The organism is Protofrankia sp. CiP1_Cm_nod4 (genome assembly GCF_982290645.1).
In genome coordinates this window covers 1-14,814 of record NZ_CEVIVC010000087.1, presented here as the reverse complement: position 1 = coordinate 14,814, position 14,814 = coordinate 1, and the positions used below count along the sequence as shown (strand labels likewise).

Annotated in this window: 20 protein-coding genes and 1 pseudogene; 8 read left to right on the top strand and 13 right to left on the bottom strand. The window is 70.7% G+C overall.

Going from position 1 to position 14,814, the window contains the following annotated elements:
• Positions 1-195: 195 nt before the first annotated feature.
• On the top strand, positions 196-942 hold the full coding sequence (locus AC5LSR_RS16280) for a hypothetical protein (RefSeq protein WP_493468643.1): 747 nt from the start codon (positions 196-198) through the stop codon (positions 940-942).
• Positions 943-1,018: 76 nt separating this feature from the next.
• Positions 1,019-1,669: a Uma2 family endonuclease gene (locus AC5LSR_RS16275; RefSeq protein ID WP_250285469.1), complete on the top strand. Its 651-nt coding sequence runs from the start codon at positions 1,019-1,021 to the stop codon at positions 1,667-1,669.
• Between the two features lie 157 nt (positions 1,670-1,826).
• On the opposite strand, the gene AC5LSR_RS16270 is transcribed toward AC5LSR_RS16275, so the two are convergent.
• From AC5LSR_RS16270 to AC5LSR_RS16255, 4 genes are all read right to left on the bottom strand, one after another.
• Positions 1,827-2,321, bottom strand: coding sequence for a hypothetical protein (locus AC5LSR_RS16270; RefSeq protein ID WP_250285470.1), 495 nt, complete (start codon positions 2,319-2,321; stop codon positions 1,827-1,829).
• A gap of 145 nt (positions 2,322-2,466) precedes the next feature.
• A complete protein-coding gene (locus tag AC5LSR_RS16265; protein WP_250285471.1) occupies positions 2,467-2,871 on the bottom strand; it encodes a type II toxin-antitoxin system VapC family toxin in 405 nt (134 codons plus the stop codon).
• On the bottom strand, positions 2,868-3,101 hold the full coding sequence (locus AC5LSR_RS16260; protein WP_250285472.1) for an AbrB/MazE/SpoVT family DNA-binding domain-containing protein: 234 nt from the start codon (positions 3,099-3,101) through the stop codon (positions 2,868-2,870). Before AC5LSR_RS16260 ends, AC5LSR_RS16265 begins: the two co-directional genes overlap by 4 nt.
• 341 nt (positions 3,102-3,442) lie before the next feature.
• Positions 3,443-4,036 (bottom strand): NADPH-dependent FMN reductase, encoded by a 594-nt coding sequence (locus tag AC5LSR_RS16255; RefSeq protein WP_250285473.1) that lies wholly within the window; start codon positions 4,034-4,036, stop codon positions 3,443-3,445.
• Between the two features lie 113 nt (positions 4,037-4,149).
• Between AC5LSR_RS16255 and AC5LSR_RS16250 the strand changes: the two genes are divergently transcribed.
• Positions 4,150-4,983 (top strand): helix-turn-helix domain-containing protein, encoded by an 834-nt coding sequence (locus AC5LSR_RS16250; protein WP_250285474.1) that lies wholly within the window; start codon positions 4,150-4,152, stop codon positions 4,981-4,983.
• Positions 4,984-5,185: 202 nt separating this feature from the next.
• Positions 5,186-5,314: a hypothetical protein gene (locus tag AC5LSR_RS16245; RefSeq protein ID WP_445548447.1), complete on the top strand. Its 129-nt coding sequence runs from the start codon at positions 5,186-5,188 to the stop codon at positions 5,312-5,314.
• 124 nt (positions 5,315-5,438) lie between these two features.
• Here AC5LSR_RS16245 and AC5LSR_RS16240 read toward each other — a convergent pair whose 3' ends face one another.
• The 3 genes from AC5LSR_RS16240 to AC5LSR_RS16230 all read right to left on the bottom strand — a co-directional run bounded on the left by AC5LSR_RS16240 (position 5,439) and on the right by AC5LSR_RS16230 (position 6,757).
• Positions 5,439-5,564 (bottom strand): hypothetical protein, encoded by a 126-nt coding sequence (locus AC5LSR_RS16240; protein ID WP_493465249.1) that lies wholly within the window; start codon positions 5,562-5,564, stop codon positions 5,439-5,441.
• Positions 5,565-5,675, bottom strand: coding sequence for an AbrB/MazE/SpoVT family DNA-binding domain-containing protein (locus tag AC5LSR_RS16235; RefSeq protein ID WP_250285475.1), 111 nt, complete (start codon positions 5,673-5,675; stop codon positions 5,565-5,567).
• 164 nt (positions 5,676-5,839) lie between these two features.
• Positions 5,840-6,757, bottom strand: a complete 918-nt coding sequence (locus tag AC5LSR_RS16230; RefSeq protein WP_250285477.1) for a hypothetical protein — start codon at positions 6,755-6,757, stop codon at positions 5,840-5,842.
• A 57-nt stretch (positions 6,758-6,814) separates the two neighbouring features.
• Here AC5LSR_RS16230 and AC5LSR_RS16225 point away from each other — a divergent pair, with 57 nt between their 5' ends.
• Entirely contained in the window at positions 6,815-7,159 is a 345-nt protein-coding gene (locus AC5LSR_RS16225) for a hypothetical protein (protein ID WP_250285479.1), read from the top strand.
• A 316-nt stretch (positions 7,160-7,475) separates the two neighbouring features.
• Here AC5LSR_RS16225 and AC5LSR_RS16220 read toward each other — a convergent pair whose 3' ends face one another.
• Positions 7,476-8,120: a TetR/AcrR family transcriptional regulator gene (locus AC5LSR_RS16220; RefSeq protein WP_250285480.1), complete on the bottom strand. Its 645-nt coding sequence runs from the start codon at positions 8,118-8,120 to the stop codon at positions 7,476-7,478.
• Between the two features lie 73 nt (positions 8,121-8,193).
• Here AC5LSR_RS16220 and AC5LSR_RS16215 point away from each other — a divergent pair, with 73 nt between their 5' ends.
• From AC5LSR_RS16215 to AC5LSR_RS16205, 3 genes and pseudogenes are all read left to right on the top strand, one after another.
• Positions 8,194-8,694 (top strand): VOC family protein, encoded by a 501-nt coding sequence (locus tag AC5LSR_RS16215; protein ID WP_250285481.1) that lies wholly within the window; start codon positions 8,194-8,196, stop codon positions 8,692-8,694.
• A 72-nt stretch (positions 8,695-8,766) separates the two neighbouring features.
• Positions 8,767-8,904, top strand: a pseudogene (locus AC5LSR_RS16210) (hypothetical protein); the annotation flags it as partial.
• Positions 8,905-8,984: 80 nt separating this feature from the next.
• Positions 8,985-9,353, top strand: coding sequence for an EamA family transporter (locus tag AC5LSR_RS16205; protein WP_445548729.1), 369 nt, complete (start codon positions 8,985-8,987; stop codon positions 9,351-9,353).
• On the opposite strand, the gene AC5LSR_RS16200 is transcribed toward AC5LSR_RS16205, so the two are convergent.
• The 5 genes from AC5LSR_RS16200 to AC5LSR_RS16180 all read right to left on the bottom strand — a co-directional run.
• On the bottom strand, positions 9,299-10,504 hold the full coding sequence (locus tag AC5LSR_RS16200; RefSeq protein WP_250285482.1) for a sucrase ferredoxin: 1,206 nt from the start codon (positions 10,502-10,504) through the stop codon (positions 9,299-9,301). The two genes, AC5LSR_RS16205 and AC5LSR_RS16200, sit on opposite strands and share 55 nt — an antisense overlap.
• Positions 10,505-10,735: 231 nt before the next feature.
• Positions 10,736-11,320 (bottom strand): hypothetical protein, encoded by a 585-nt coding sequence (locus tag AC5LSR_RS16195; RefSeq protein WP_493468642.1) that lies wholly within the window; start codon positions 11,318-11,320, stop codon positions 10,736-10,738.
• A gap of 551 nt (positions 11,321-11,871) precedes the next feature.
• On the bottom strand, positions 11,872-13,023 hold the full coding sequence (locus AC5LSR_RS16190; protein ID WP_250287394.1) for an AIM24 family protein: 1,152 nt from the start codon (positions 13,021-13,023) through the stop codon (positions 11,872-11,874).
• Between the two features lie 196 nt (positions 13,024-13,219).
• Entirely contained in the window at positions 13,220-13,897 is a 678-nt protein-coding gene (locus AC5LSR_RS16185) for an AIM24 family protein (protein ID WP_250287392.1), read from the bottom strand.
• 105 nt (positions 13,898-14,002) lie between these two features.
• The coding region (locus tag AC5LSR_RS16180; RefSeq protein ID WP_493468641.1) for an AIM24 family protein at positions 14,003-14,814 on the bottom strand (812 nt) is incomplete at its 5' end.

The following is a 14,814-nucleotide window of genomic DNA, read 5'->3' as shown; positions in this document are numbered from 1 at the left end:
GCATCGGCCCCGGCCCCGGCCCCGGCGTCGGCATCGCGGGGAAACGGCGCGTTGCGGACGGCACCCGTGGCGGCACCCGGGACAGCTCCCCCAGCAGCCCGGGCCGCGAAGCAGCCCCCGGCAGCCCCGCCGTCCACAGCACGGCCATCCGTCACTCGCCCGTCAGCCGGACAGCCGTCGGCCACACAGCCGTCGGTGGCCCAGCGATCGGCGGCGCGCCACGGAACGCCGGCCATCCGCGTCGACGGCGGCGACTTCACCGCCAGGCTGTGGCGCGCGGTAGCGACGGCCGACCGCGCAACGGTGCGCACGCTCGTCGCGCCGGAGTCCCCGCTGGGCGCCGCCATCCGGCTGTTCGGGCCGCTCGGCGCCCTGTACGCGGCGGAGATCCCGCCAGGTGAGATCCCCACGGAGATGAGCGTGGACCACCTGCCGACGATGCCAGAAGTGCCTGAGGTGACCACCGGCGTCCTGCGCACAGCACACCGCCAGTACACCTACTCGCTGCGCTGGGGCCTCGAGGGACGACGGCCTGTCGCGTACGAGGTCCTGCCGTACTTCGGCGCCGCGGCGGGCCCGCGGCTGCTGGGCACAGGCCGCTGGGGGGAAACGCGTCAGCCATCCTCGCGGGTGCCGTCCCCGATCGGAGAGCTGGATCCGGTGGCGGCGGCGATCTGGCGGACGACGCTGCCGGCGACCGGCCTCGCCCTGGCCCTGCGCTGCCTCGCGGCGTGGTGGCGGGCGGGCGAGCTGCCCGCCCTCGCGCCCTGCCCCGCGCCGGTGGTGGCCGCGGCGGTCACCCGCATGGTGAGCTGGCGGTCAGGGCTGCGCAGCTCCACCGACGTCGTGGCGGCGGGCTTCGGCGTGGAACCGGACCGGGTACGCAACGCCGAACGGCCCCTGCAGCGAACGCTCCAGCTCAGCAGGCTCCAGACCTGGTGATCTCCCGAAGTCGGCCTCGCCGGCAACGGTGTCAGGTCCGGCGGTTGCGCTGCCCGCGGCGGGTAACGTGGCGTATATGGCGACGCCGCGGGCTTCCGACTGGTCGTGGCTGCGCGCCGCGGCACAGGCGCCCGAGATGACCCTCGAACTCTACGAGGAGCTCCCTGAAGACCTTGCCGGACGGATCGAGGTCTCGGACGGGACGATCGTCGTCTGCCACTCGCCCAGCGACAGACGCCTGGCAGTCCAGCATGCCCTGCTCAACGCACTCGCCGAGGCCGCCCGCAAACACGACCAGCGCACGGGAACCTGTCACCGGGTCCGCGCTGACATCGACGTCCTGCTCACCGAGGTGCCGTTCCACTTCCGCCGCCCGGACCTGACGCTCTTCCGATGCCTCGACGACTCACGCCGGGGACGGTGGCAAGGCAAGCCAACCGCCGCCGACGCGCTGATCGTCATCGAGATCGTGTCACCCGGCTCCGTCTCCGACGATCTGCTCGTCAAGCGGGTCCGCTACGCCCGGGCGGGCATCGGCTTCTACTGGATCATCCGGCTCGCCCGGAACGACGGCCCTGCCGTGTCCGTCGAGATGCTCCGCCTGACATCGGACGGCACCTACGCGATGGAGCAGGTCACCTTCCGGAAAAAGGACATCCTGGCCATCGACGCCCTCGACCCCGTCGAGGTCACCGTCGCATGGGACCAACTGGACGAGTGGCTCTAGCCAGCGGCGGAACTTCGCCCGTGCCCGTGCCCGCCCAGCTCGGCAGGACCCTCGACACCTGCCGCCGGCAGATGGCTACCGCGCTGGTCGCCGCGTGGCCATGACCTACCGCGAGACCAGTTGGCGGACAGGGTACTCGCCCGGTTCCGGGTCCGATTCAGCCATCGACCGGCTCGGGAACGTCGACGAAGTCGTCGCCGCCGGGCCTACCGTTGTGTATCGCGCGACGGAGCGGGTCACGCATCGCAGCGGCGGTAGTCTGCCAGGCACGCAGGGTTTCACGCAGTGGTTCCGGATCGGCCTGTGCCACGGTGAGCGCCAGCGAATCGCGTAGTTCCTCCAGCGCCTTGAGTCGATCATCGACGTCGAACTCCGCCAGCCAGGCCAACGAACCCAGGGCCGCAGGAGTGATCTTGATGCCGGATGCCAGCGCCGCCTCTGCCGCGAACAACTGAACGGCCACAGCGGACGCCTCGGTCAGGGCCGCGACACGACGTGCCGTGAGCATCACGAGCACGGCACCATCGGTGTCACGCGGTGACGCCTCGCCGTGCTTCGCGGCATCCAGGAACTCACGACGGCGAGCACCAGCCAGATCGCTCACCTGAAACATCAGGGTCATGCCATGATTCGCATATGATCGTGGCAGCATCCGTAATCCGATGGACAGGCCGGTGGGTCGGGCCGCTCAGGATCTGGCTGACTGTCACCCGGCGCGGCCCTCGAGCCACCTCCAGGCATGATCGCGAGCCGCCCTCTCGAGGATCGAACTCGTGCATCAGAGCGGTCATCAACGCTCAGGGTGCGATGAGGTCGACTTTCGGGAAGTAGGTCCGGTACCGGGCGGCGTCGCGGGTCAACAGCCGGTAGCCGGCAACCGCGGCGTGTGCGCCGATCAGGAAATCCGGGAGGGGCGACGTCCTCGTCCCGCTCCGACGGCGGTAACGCGTGTATGCCTTGCCGGCGAGGAAGGCCGCCGGATACGGAAGAACATCGCGTCGGAACACCTCTGGCCGGAGCGTGTCATCGAGCTCCTCGATCCGCGGATAGCGGACGGAGACCTCCGCGTAGATCACGGGATTGATGACGAGCTGTGCTTCGTCCGCGGCCGCCGCGACCGCGGACGCTGACCAGTCGCCCCACCGGGGGTCGTCACTAAGCAGGTCGAGCAGCACGTTGCTGTCGACCAGGACGGGCGTCACTCGCCGCGGGTCAGTGCCATGATCTCATCGGTGGACATGCCCGGCGGGGCCGTGCCGCGAAGCTGACGCACGATGCGCCGGCCACGCCCGCCACCCGGCCCCGGCTCCACCCGCACGATGTGGACGCCATCGTCATCGAAAACGATCTCGATCTCACTGCCTGGGAGGAGACCGGCCTTCTCCCGGATCTCCACGGGAATCGTCACCTGCCCCTTGGACGTGATCCGCATCGATGCCTCCTACTTCTCAAAGTAAGAGTATTACCCCGCCGTCAGCCAGGCGACAGAACCCGCGGCCGGTGACAGCGTGCACACAGCCATGCAGACGGACGGCCAACCAGCGCCCCCAGGGATCCACACCCCCTTCAGCGGAATGAGTGTGTAAGTGGCTGGCGCAGCAGCCACTTACACACTCATTATCATGATCCTCTTCTTCGCTTCGGGATGGGCGAAGGGGAGCAACGTCGGCCCGGAGCGGAGCGGCCGGGTGGTGCTCGGTCCGAGCGGCACCCGGCGCGCCGCGACGCCGCCGGCCCCCGCCGCTCGGGCTCCGTCACGCCGAGCGATCGCGGTCAGCCGGGATAGGGTGCCTCGGCGCGCGCCTTCCGGAGTGCGGCCGCCCACCAGGCGAGCTGGTTGAACATCGCCTTGGCATAGACGGGCGCTTCCGGGTCGGCCGGCCGGCCCGCGTCCCAGGTCACGAAATAGTTCGGGAATGCCAGACGGTCACGAATGGTCACCGCGTGCAGCTCGCTGAGGACGTTCTCCAGGTGCAGGACCGCGTGCCGACCGCCCGACGCGCCCCCGTAGCTGACGAACGCCACCGGCTTCGCGGTCCACTGCGTGAAGTGCCAGTCGATGGCAGCCTTCAGCGACGCTGGGTAACTATGATTGTACTCGGGAGTGACGAAGACGAACGCGTCGGCCGCGTCGAGCCGCGCGGTCAGGGTCGCCATACCCGCCGGCCGCGGGTACGAGGCCCCGGCGTACTTCGGCGACTCGGCGGGCAGGGACAGCGGGATCTCGAACTCGGCGAGGTCGACCACCGCCACGTCGAAACCCCCGTGCGCGGCGGCCTGTTCGGCGGCCCACGCGGCCACGACCGGGCCGAACCTTCCCTCCCGCACACTGCCGACGACGATGACGAGTCTGCTGGTTCCGCTCATGGTCACAACGGTCGGCCACGCCGTCCCGGGCCGCCAGACCGGGCACAGGCTGGCCCTGGCAGGGCCACCATCGCACCAGGTGCACGATGGCCCCGGTTCGTACACTGGGCCGTGTGAGTACGCCGCTGGGTGACTTTCTCCGAGCCAGGCGCGATGCTACCCGACCCGAGACGCTCGGCCTGCCGGCGGGCTCCCGTCGCCGTGTCCCGGGATTACGGCGGTCGGAGCTGGCGACGCTCGCCGGCATCAGCGTCGAGTACCTGGTCCGGATCGAGCAGGGCAGCGACCGCAACCCGTCGCCCGCGGTCGTCAACGCGCTCGCCGACGCGCTGCGCCTCGACGTCACCGAGCGGGAACACCTGCGGTACCTGACAAAGATCGGCAGCGGTGTGTGCAGGGGCCCGCTCGCCCAGCCCCGACCGGACGTCAGGCCGGCGGTACTCAGGCTGCTCGTCCAGTTCGAACCAGGAATCGCGTTCATCACCAACCGGCTGGGCGACGTTCTCGCCTACACCGACGGCTTCGACCTGCTCGCCCGGCCGTCGGGGCTACTCGACTCGGACAGCCCCAGTCTCACCCGCTTCGTGTTCACCGACAGGCGCGCCCGCGAGGTCTTCCCGGACTGGGACCACGTCGCTGACGAGCGGGCCTTCGACCTGTGGCTCGGCCCGTCCGCCGAACGCTCCGCCCAGTTCAGGGCGGAGCTCGGCGCCATCGCCGGCGACGACTTCACCCGGCGGCTGAACCAGTACGCGCTGCCGTCGCGCGGCGTCCTGCGGTGGGCCCATCCGACGGTCGGTGAGCTGCGGTTCGACCGTGAGACGATGGAGCTTCCGCCCACCGACGCCCAGCAGATGGTGGTGTTCCTTCCCGCCGACGCCGCGACCGCCGACGCGTTGGACCGGCTGCGCGCAAGGCGCGGCGCCACCCTGCGCGCCGTCAACTAAGAACCTACGCGCCGTCAACCGAGAACGACCCCGGCCCTTCGACACCCCGTCCCGCTTCAGTGCCTGGGCGTTCGACCACCTCGAAGGTGAGACCACCGAGCTTGTTGCGCCAGGCCCGGACACACCCGGCTGCCGGCAGCCATCGCCGCGACCGCGCCGGGCGTCGGCACGGCGTCATCGCGGGACGAACTGGCAACCAGGTGTGGGCGCTCATGGCGAGGGCGCGACCGAGCAGGAGGCATGGGACGACCTCCGCGAGGCGCTCGTCGGCCTGGCGGCGTCCGGCTCGGACAGTCTCGCGTCACCCGGCATTCTGGTGAGTACCGAGTAGGTCTCCGCGAGAGCGTGCCCACTCAGCGTGAGCTCCTGCCCGGCCCACCATCGCACCACGTCCACGTGATGCGTATGCGAGCGCACCAGGAGGGGAACCGCGACACTCGTGTCGACCGCAGTGGTCACCGGCGGCCCGCGTCGATGAGGCCGAACAGGATGTCGTCATCGACAGGCGTGTCGCCGGCCGACACGAGCACGCCGTTCTCCTCAACGAGGCGCGCGGTCCTGCCGGCCGGCACGACCTGCACTCAAGCGCCGTAGGGCGAGATGTCCACCCTCGTACCCGGGAGCAGGCCCAGCGTGTCACGGATGGACTTGGGCAGCACGATCCGGCCAGCCTGATCGATAACAGCCTCCATGGGAAAACGATACCAACGCGATCCCAGCCGCCGTGGGGAGCCGGCGTGCTGAAGCGTGACACCGCTCCTACCGCCTGCCGACCGGCGTCTGTCGCCCGCCCCGCCAGGATCACGCGGGCGCTGCACTCCTGCCCGGCCGCGGCCTGCGCGTGAGCCCCTTGCCACTAGTCCCGGATGACGTCCTCGACAGTGGTCGCCGTGGCCGCGCGGCGAAGCCACAGGTCGAGCTGACCGGTGTCGACGCTGGCCAGGATTCGCTCCCGAATCGCGGCAGGCACCGGCACGCCGCGGCTCTCGAGGACCAGCAGCACCGACCGTGCCTCACCACGTGCCTCACCACGTGCCTCACCACGTGCCTCACCGCGTGCCTCGCCGCGTGCCTCAGCCCGGGCGTCGACCTCGTTCAGCATGTCGTCGTAGTAGCGCTTTCCGACGGCCGTGGTCATCAGGAACTCCTCCCATCGGGCCCGGGCCGCCGCGGTCAGCCTGGCCACCGTCACATTATGATAAAAGATCTTCGCGTCCGGCGCCAACGTGAGCAGCGCAGCCAGCAGCGCCGGGAATATCAGATCGACGTCGGCATCGGCGAGATGGCACATCGCGGAGAGCAGCATCCGCGCCGGCCAGGCGGCCGCCAGCTCCTCATCGACGATCGCCGGCACGTTGGCGGGCTTGACGGACCGCGGTCGAAGCTGCGCGCCGCTGACGGTGTCCTGCGCGATCTGCCTGCTGTACCAGTCCGCGACGGCCGGATCGGGGAAGAAGACCACAAGTGAGGCCTTGATCCCGAACTCCCGCTCGAGGTGCCCGATATAGAGCTTCCAGGAAGCGAGTTTCTCCGGATTCCGGCCGCGCTGCACCTCGAAGACGACAGCGCGCAGCGGCTTGCCGTCGGGCCCGTAGAGCAGCACCATGGCGTCCGCCTGGTAGGTCCGCGGGCGGACGTTCGGGTCATACAGCCGCGCATGGTCGAAGGCCGGGGTGTCGTCGCCGAGCAGCGTCTGTACCCAGTCGGGCAGGGACGGATCGAGCCGGACCAGTTCGATCGGCGTCTCGTGGGCCGGGGAAGGCATACCGGACATGATGCCCACCGGATCCGACAGATCAGGGCCGGAACGAGGCCGGCGCAGTGGGCCGGTGTGGTCTGGCCGGTAGGACTGTTCGAACCAGGAATCGCGTTCGTCACCAACCGGCTGGGCGACGTTCTCGCCTATCCCGACGGCTTCGGCCTGCTCGCCCGGCCCTCGGGACTACTCGATTCGGACAGCCCCAGCCTCACCCGCAACGTGCTCACCCTGCTCTTCCGCGACCGCCTGGTACGTGATCACGGCGCGAAGGCAGCCTTCCCTCCGCCATCGATCAGCACCTGGACGCCGCGCCGTTCCCGGGCCGGCTCGCCCGGAACGCCGGTGAGGTACTGGCATCGACTGTCAACAGGGCCGGAGGCAGGGGGCAGTCCACCGCTCCGACGATCAGGTCATTGAGCCCTCCGACACGCCGCGCGCCGTGTTAACAGTTTTCGCGCACTTCAGTGCGCTTGACCGCAGTCGGGTGCGGACTCTGGTCCTGCGATGTCAGGATCAGGCGGGTACGAGATATTTGATCTTGATGTAACAGCAAACAGGCACGCGGCGTGAAGGTCCAGATTGGAAGCGCAACGGCCGGGTAAAATACCGTGCCCCGGGCGGCATGCAGAGCAGAGGTGGACCGGGAGCCTTCGAAGCTGGACGGTACAGCAGCAGCCGTCGGGTCGCAAGCAGCTCGCCGGCTCCCGGCTGCTTGGGGTTCGGCGCGGGCTGCTCACCTATCCGGCGTGGCCGCGGCGGCGATGAGGCGCTGCCAAGTGGCGCGTAGCCACGTTCGGTACTGGTCGGTGGTCCAGCCGAGGGTTTCGCGGACCAGCAGATAAGTGTTGGCGTGCGCGAGCACGCCGGCGGTGTCACACAGCCAGTCGAGGTCGACGCCGGCGGGAAGTAGTCCGTCGTCGCGCAGCGCGGTGAAGAAAGAGCGCATCGAGTCTCGGGTCGCCGCGCGTCCGGCGCGGGCCGCGGCGGCGATGACGGGCTCGAGAGGTTCGGCCTGCTGCGCGACGGCGAACACGTCGCCGGCGCGGGCCATGAGCGCGGCGCTGCCGTCAGCGAGCAGGCCGATCCGTTCGTCGACGGTGGGCGCGACGAGCGCGGCCTGGTACCACTCACGGCTCTGCACGTCGAGGTCCTGAGTGTCACCGACGATGGCCACGTCGACGACGCGCCGCAGGAGATCGGCCTTGGTTCCGAAGCGCACGTAGACCGTGCGAGGCGCGACGCGGGCGGCGTCGGCGACCGCGGTGAGAGTGGTGGCCGCGTACCCGTCGCGGACGAACAGCTCGTGGGCGGCGGCCAGGATCCGCTCCTCGGTCTCCGCGACCCGGGCCGCCCGCAGGCCCTTGACATCACTCATCATACGATGCAGTCTAACTGCAATACAGTTGGACTGCATTTTTGCATCTGCGCTATACACAACTCGGGGGTCCGCCGTGACGAACACTGTCGCGCCAGAGCTCGACGGGGTGCATCACGTCAAGCTCCCGGTGAGCGACCTGGACCGCTCGCGTACCTGGTACGAGAGCCGTCTGGGCTACGAGATCAGCACCGAGTTCGTCGAGAACGGCGTCCTGATGGGGGTGGTCATGGTGCACCCCAATGGCGGGCCGGCCTTCGGCCTGCGGCTGGACCCGGAGCGAGCCGCCCGCGCGGCGGGCTTCGACTACTTCTCGATCGGTGTGCCGACCAGGGCGGCCCTCGAGGCGCTCGCGCGGCGGCTCACAGCACTGGGCGAAGCCCATGCCGGCGTGCACTTCGCCACGATCGGCTGGATTCTGCCCGGTGCTCATGACCCGGACGGTCACGAGGTCCGCTTCTACACCACCCAGGCGCACACCGACTGGACCGATCCCGAGATCGCCACCGTCGACGACGCGATCGCGACCGCCGCTCGCCGCGAGCAGGACCACCGGTCCGACCAGGCGTCCGCGTAGTAGCGGCCGTCCCTCTGCTGGCCGCCGCCCGGCTGTCGGCTGAACCCGCACATCCCAAAGCAGGAGCAACCGATGACAACCACCGGGCCGCACCGGGCCCCGGTCGAGGCCGCGATGAACGTCGTCCTCGTCGTCGACGAGCTCGACCGGCTCGACCCGGCCACCGACACCAGCGTCGGGCTCATGCACGCGGCCCAGGACCGCGGCGCCGCCGTGCGGGTCAACCCCCTCGAACTGGTGGAGGCACGGACCTACATCACCGCCGTGGGCCTCGGCCTGTTCAGTTATGTCTGGCACACCCGCGACGGCGATCGAGCGCCTGTCGGTGGAAACACTCCCGGTTCGGGCACACCCTCATGTTCGGGCTGGCCGTCGGCACCGCCAATGCCGCCCTGTTCCTGGCTATCGCACGCCTGCCGGTCGCCATGGCCATCGTGCTACAGAACATGGCGCCCGCTCTCGTCGTCCTGTGGTCGCTGCTGACTCATCGCAGACGGCCAGCCGCGACAGTGCCGATCGCACTGGCCGCGATGATCATCGGGGTGGCGTTCGTCGTAGACCTACCGGCAGCCGGAACCGGCCAGATCAGTCTGACCGGCCTCGCCTACGGCCTGCTTACCGCCGTCGCCGTCGCGTCGTTCTCCATCCTCGGCCCCTGAGTTCCGCGGGTCCGTCGGATCTCGATTGAGCGCAGGGACAGCTCGGGGCTGGTTTTTTCGGCGTGGTCCAGGGCTTCGCCGCAGAGCGGGACGGGGACGTTTCGGACCACCGCGACGGACGCGGTGGCTGTTGCGGCGCCGGTCGGTCCCTGCCAGGCCAGCTCCACCGTTGCCAGTCGGCCGCTGGCTGCGACCTCGGTGCGGGAGGCGGTGAGCTCGTGGTCGAGCCAGCCCCAGCCGAAACGCTCGAACAGCTCCCGCTCGGCCACCTGCCCCCACTGGTCGAGCGCGGTGCTCCCCCGGTACCGTCCGCGCAGCTCGGCGGGGGTGTTGGCGCGCCGCACGATCCCGTCGAGGGCCGGGGCGTCAAGGAAGCCCCAGGCCCGCCCGTCCGGGAAGGTGAAACCGGTCGGGGCGAACCGGTGGCCGCCGGTGTGGCTGCACCGCCGGACCCGCACGCCGGGCCAGGAGGATCTCACCTCGAGGTGCAGGCGGGCGCCGGCCCGGCCGCAGCAGCGGTCCCGCCGGCCATGGCCGCACAGCAGGATCTCGGCGGGAGCCGGCCGGGCCGGCGGCCACTCGTCGGCGTCGTCCCGGCCTCGGCCGAGCCTCGGGTCGGCGCCGGGCTCGGCACCATGGCCAGGGCCCGGACGCACACCGAGGCCGCGGCCACCATTCCGATCATGATTTCGGACGGCATCGAGGCCGGGGCCGCGGTCACGGTCGAGGAGGCCGAGGATGCCCTCGGTGAGGCGCTCCCGGGGGACGATGTGGTCGCTGCCCTGGAGACCGTTGGAGTTCCGGCGGCGCCACAGTGTGACTCGGACGCCGCGCCGTCCTCCGCCACGATCAGTACCGTTGCCCGCTTCGCCCCTGTCCGCTTCCGCCGTGGTCGCGGCCCGGCTGCCGGCGGCCGTGGCGGGGCCGTCGGCCGGTGCGACGGCGAGCAGCCGGGCACCGCGCGGCAGGCCGGGCACGACGTCGGCGAGGGCCGGTATGTCGCCGACGTCCCGCGGCCACGGTGGCGGCGTCTCGACGAGCAGGAAGGTGTCGCACTCCAGGGCGGAGCCGATCGGGTCGACACCCTGCTCCCACGTCCACTCGGCGCAGCGCACCGACAGCGCCGAGGACGCCGTCCCGGCGTTGATCACCGTGTGTCCTGCCCCTGCTGCATCTGTGACCTCCGACGACGCTGACGGTGGCACGAACGCGGTACGGCCGCGCCGCTGCCGACTCGCCAGCCGCCCTGGCCCGGCGGGCCCGGCAGGCCATGAGGACGCTGTATCAGCCGCCTCCGGACGAACGGGCCCACCGGTCACCTGGGCGGCGCTGCCACCCGCCCGGCCACCGTACCCGCCGCAACGCCCCTGCCGGGCTTCCTGTCAGGAGCCCGCCGCCTGGGTGGGCACCGGCACACCGGTCGACGGTGTCGTTGTGACCAGCGGCACGACCGGTGGCGGTGGCGGTTGCTCGGTCTGGACGGGCAGTGGCTGGACGGGCGGTGGCTGGATGGGCGGGCCGGTCCGCGGTGGCGACGGCCGTGCCGTGACGCCGGTCGTCGCCACCGCCGTCGGCCGGGTGACGTGGGGCGGGAGCATCTGGGGCACCGGCGGCAGGGAGCGTGACCCGCCACCAACGGCAGGCACACCGGCGGTGATCAGCTCGTCGTCGAGCGCCGCGGGCGGCCCGGCCGCGGCGCCCACCGGCGCGGACGGCGGGGCGGCCGAGGTGGGTGGCGCGGCGCCGGGGAGCGGCCCCGCAGGGGTGGACGGGGTGGCACGCGGCGGGGCAACGGCGCTGAGCACCGCTGCCTGGTCGTTCGCACCGCCGCTCCGCCCACCCCCGATGGCATACAGATACAGGGAGCAGCCGATCAGCGCGGCCCCGAGGATCCCGGCGCTGGTCCCCAGCCACGGTTTCGCCCACAGCCGGGCCCCCCAGCCGGACGCGCGCCGCCGGCTGCTCATGCGGACCCCCACCCGCTCCGCCGCCCGCTCTCGCGCCCGCCGCTCCGGCCGCACACGGCCGTCGGCTGCCGAGCGGAACACGAAGCCGTGGTCACCGCGTCCGGAATCTGTACGCCGAGAAGATAGCTGCCCCACACCAGGTACGACGAGTCCGGACCCGCCCGGGTTGCAATCCCACGCCCTACTCCGAGACCAGAACCGCAGGTTGTCCGGGACGTCGTTACGGTTTCGTTGCAAATCCCCGCGCTACCCCGGAAGACCTGGCTCCCCCAGCACCTGAAAGGTCATCCCGACAACACACGTTCATATCAACGTCGACCGGACATATCCCCCACCGAAGACCTTCAGATCACGAGAACGAGGAAACAAGCGGTCGTTATGGCAGCCGTTTACGTACTCATTCTCATGATCGAATATTCTCGCGGCCGAGAACCGTACGGTGGATGAGAGCTGGGCTGCTGGGCCGGGCAGCACGAGAAGCCGAGCGTGCCGCCGCGGCCCTGACGGCTGACGGCTGAGCCGCCCGAGCGACCAACGGCCGAACCCTGCGGCTATCGACCGCCGAAGAGACCGCCGCGACCGCCCTGGTTGCCGAACAGGCCGCCGAGCGCTCCGCCGAGGCCACCGTCGCCGTGCCCTCCGTGCCCTCCGTGCCCCGGTGGGCCGCCGCGGTGGCCCTGGAGCTGGTTGCCGGCGAAACCGGCTTCGCCGAGCCCGAAGTGCCCGGCGAGGCCGGCGTTGGCGAGCGCGTTGTACGGCGGCAGCAGCTCGCAGGGCTGGACGATGACGTACCCGTCCCCGGAGAACTGCATCTGCCAGCTCTCCCCGGTGTTGCCGCGCGGCCGCCACACCGAGGACGAGGTGACCGCCGCCTGCATCGACACCTGCAGGCTCGACGACCAGCCGACCACCGCGTCGGCGTCCGCGAAGTAGTAGTTCTGCGGGGTGACGTGCATGACCAGCGGGGCGCCCGACGTCACGACCGCGACCTTGCCGTTGCCGGAGAGCTCCACCTGGTAGCTGCCGGCCCCGGCGATCGACACCTGGGAGTCGATGCGGACGACGTCCCAGTGCAGGCCGGCGTCGAAGGCGAGGACGTTCTTGCCGTCCACTGACAGCCCGTCCCCGCGCAGGTCGAGAATGTGCACGTCCTGCGCCTGGTAGGCGAGGAAGACCGTGCCGCCGCCGGAGACCTTCATCAGGTTCAGGCCCTCGCCGCCCTGGAACAGCGACCGGAACTGACGGCCCCAGCCCTCCCAGTGGGCGTCGAAGGTGGCCCCGCCCTGGTAGGCGACCATGGCGCCCTTGCGGGCGTAGAACTCCCGCATCCCCTCGGCGCCGAGGGTCGCCTTGAGCATCTTGCCGTTCTGCAGGGTGAAACGCTCCTGGGACTGCACCTCGGGGTTGCCGAGCAGGCTGCCGCGGATGCCGCCCGCCGGGCCGCCGGGCGGGCCTGGTGGAGCGGGTGGGACGCCCGGCCCACCCGGGTAGCCGCCCGGTGCCCCGCCAGGAGGCGGATACCCGGCCGGTGGGTATCCCGGCGGCTGGCCGCCGGCTGGCGGGTAGCCGGGCTGGCCGGGTGGCTGCGGGTAGCCGCCCGGCTGACCGGGCGGAGGCGGATATCCACCGGGAGGATATCCACCGGAAGCTGCGCCGCCGGGGTAGCCGCCCGCGGGCGGACCGCCGAATCCACCGTGGCTCATCATCGAATCCTCTCACCCAGGCGTGCCGCGCAGTAGGCCGGACGCCGCGTCACCGGCAGCTCCCGCCCGTGCGCGGCCGGCACGTCACACGCGGCCCCCGGAGCGGCCCCGCGCACCGTCCGCACCAGCCGTGGCACCCGCATCACTCACATCACCCGCGTCAGCCGCGTCAGCCGCGTCAGCCGCGTCAGCCGCGTCAGCCGCGTACCGAGAAGTTCGGCCGCTCGTCCTCGCTGGGCTGGACCACGACGAAGCCCTGGCCGGAGAAGCCGAGCTGGAACGCCTCACCGGAGCCGCGGCCGATCAGTCCGCCGAGGCGGACCGTCCGCCGCGGCTGGACCTGCAGGCCGTCGGTGAAGGCGACGAGCGCGTCGGTGTCGACGAACGTCTGCGCCTCCCGGGTGTCCAGCACGACCGGGCTGCCCTTCGCGGTCATCGCCACCCAGCCGTGGCCGCGGATGACCACGTTGAACATGCCCATGCCGGAGAGCATGCTGACCCCGCGGACACGTTCGATCCCCCACTGCAGGCTGGCGTCGAAGGCGAGGATGTTCTTGCCGTTGACGGACAGGCCCTCGCCGGCCAGCTGGGCGACGATGACCTCCTTGCCGTAGTCGGCCAGGTAGAGCAGGCCCTGACCGGTCGCGGTCATCAGCGGCACGCCCTCGCCGGTCGCCCACGAGGAGGCGATGCGGCCGAGCTGCGGGGGCTGCGGGTTGAAGTCGATCAGTCCCTCATAGGCGATCATGGATCCGGTCCGGGCGAACAGGTCCTGCCCGGGCTGCATGACCACTTTAACGATCTTGGAACCGTGCCTGCTCATCCGGTCCATGATCTGCGTCTGCCCGAAATGATCCATCAGTGTTCCGTACACGGCCGCCTCCTTTCCACGGTCAGAGAGCCGTCGAAGCCGCGGCGGAGAACATGCTCGCGCGCTTTTTCGGCCCGGGCCAGAACGTCACACACGGCAGCTGGACCTCTAGACCTCGTACGGCTGGACGACCACGAAATGCCCCTGGAAACCCATGAACTGCAGGGCCAGGGACTCGCCGCTGCTGCCGGAGTAGATCTGCCGGGAGATGCGCACCTGGGTCGACACGCTCACCCGCATCCCGGACGTCCAGGCGACCAGGGCGTTGATGTCGGCGAACGTCGGCCCGGCGACGGTCAGCGTCATCGGCGTCCCCTTGGTCATCACCACGATCGTCCCCTGCCCGGACACCTCGAAGTGGAAGAAGCCGCCCCCGGGGATGCCGGGGCTCTCGATACGCCTGACCTCGGTGCGCAGGGAGCTGTCGAACGCCAGGATGTTCCGCGCGTTGACGCACAGCGACTGGCCGTTGAGCTCGACGATGTGCAGGTCGCTGGCGTCCTGGGCGAGGAAGACCTCGCCGCGGCCCTTGCAGGTCATGAGTTTCAGGCCCTGCCCGGTGAGCTTGTTCTCTATCAGCCCGCGCAGGCCGGAGCTCTTGTAGTCGAAGTCGATGTCGCCCTGGTAGGCGACCATCGACCCGCGCAGGGCGAGGACCTCCGGCCCCTGGCCGAGGGTGGCCCGGACCAGCTTGCCGTTCTGCTGCGTCCAGCGGCCGGCCGCGGGGACCTCCCGGTAGGGGCTCAGGCTGTTCAGCGCACCCGGCGCCACCGGCTGGATCTGGGACGGCAGGATCTCGGTCGGCCCGAACCCGCCGGGCGTCGGCTGGGGCGGGACGCCGCCGGCGCCCCCGGCCGGACCGTACCCGGCGGGCTGCGCATGGCCCGGCGCCGGCTGCCCGTAGCCCGGCCCGGCGGGTG

Bases quoted from the DNA above. Each gene is read 5' to 3' on its own strand.
- AC5LSR_RS16275 (WP_250285469.1), top strand. From the start codon at position 1,019: ATGGCGACGCCGCGGGCTTCCGACTGGTCGTGGCTGCGCGCCGCGGCA.
- AC5LSR_RS16270 (WP_250285470.1), bottom strand. From the start codon at position 2,321: ATGCTGCCACGATCATATGCGAATCATGGCATGACCCTGATGTTTCAG.
- AC5LSR_RS16260 (WP_250285472.1), bottom strand. From the start codon at position 3,101: ATGCGGATCACGTCCAAGGGGCAGGTGACGATTCCCGTGGAGATCCGG.
- AC5LSR_RS16255 (WP_250285473.1), bottom strand. From the start codon at position 4,036: ATGAGCGGAACCAGCAGACTCGTCATCGTCGTCGGCAGTGTGCGGGAG.
- AC5LSR_RS16235 (WP_250285475.1), bottom strand. From the start codon at position 5,675: ATGGAGGCTGTTATCGATCAGGCTGGCCGGATCGTGCTGCCCAAGTCC.
- AC5LSR_RS16230 (WP_250285477.1), bottom strand. From the start codon at position 6,757: ATGTCCGGTATGCCTTCCCCGGCCCACGAGACGCCGATCGAACTGGTC.
- AC5LSR_RS16220 (WP_250285480.1), bottom strand. From the start codon at position 8,120: ATGATGAGTGATGTCAAGGGCCTGCGGGCGGCCCGGGTCGCGGAGACC.
- AC5LSR_RS16195 (WP_493468642.1), bottom strand. From the start codon at position 11,320: ATGAGCAGCCGGCGGCGCGCGTCCGGCTGGGGGGCCCGGCTGTGGGCG.
- AC5LSR_RS16190 (WP_250287394.1), bottom strand. From the start codon at position 13,023: ATGAGCCACGGTGGATTCGGCGGTCCGCCCGCGGGCGGCTACCCCGGC.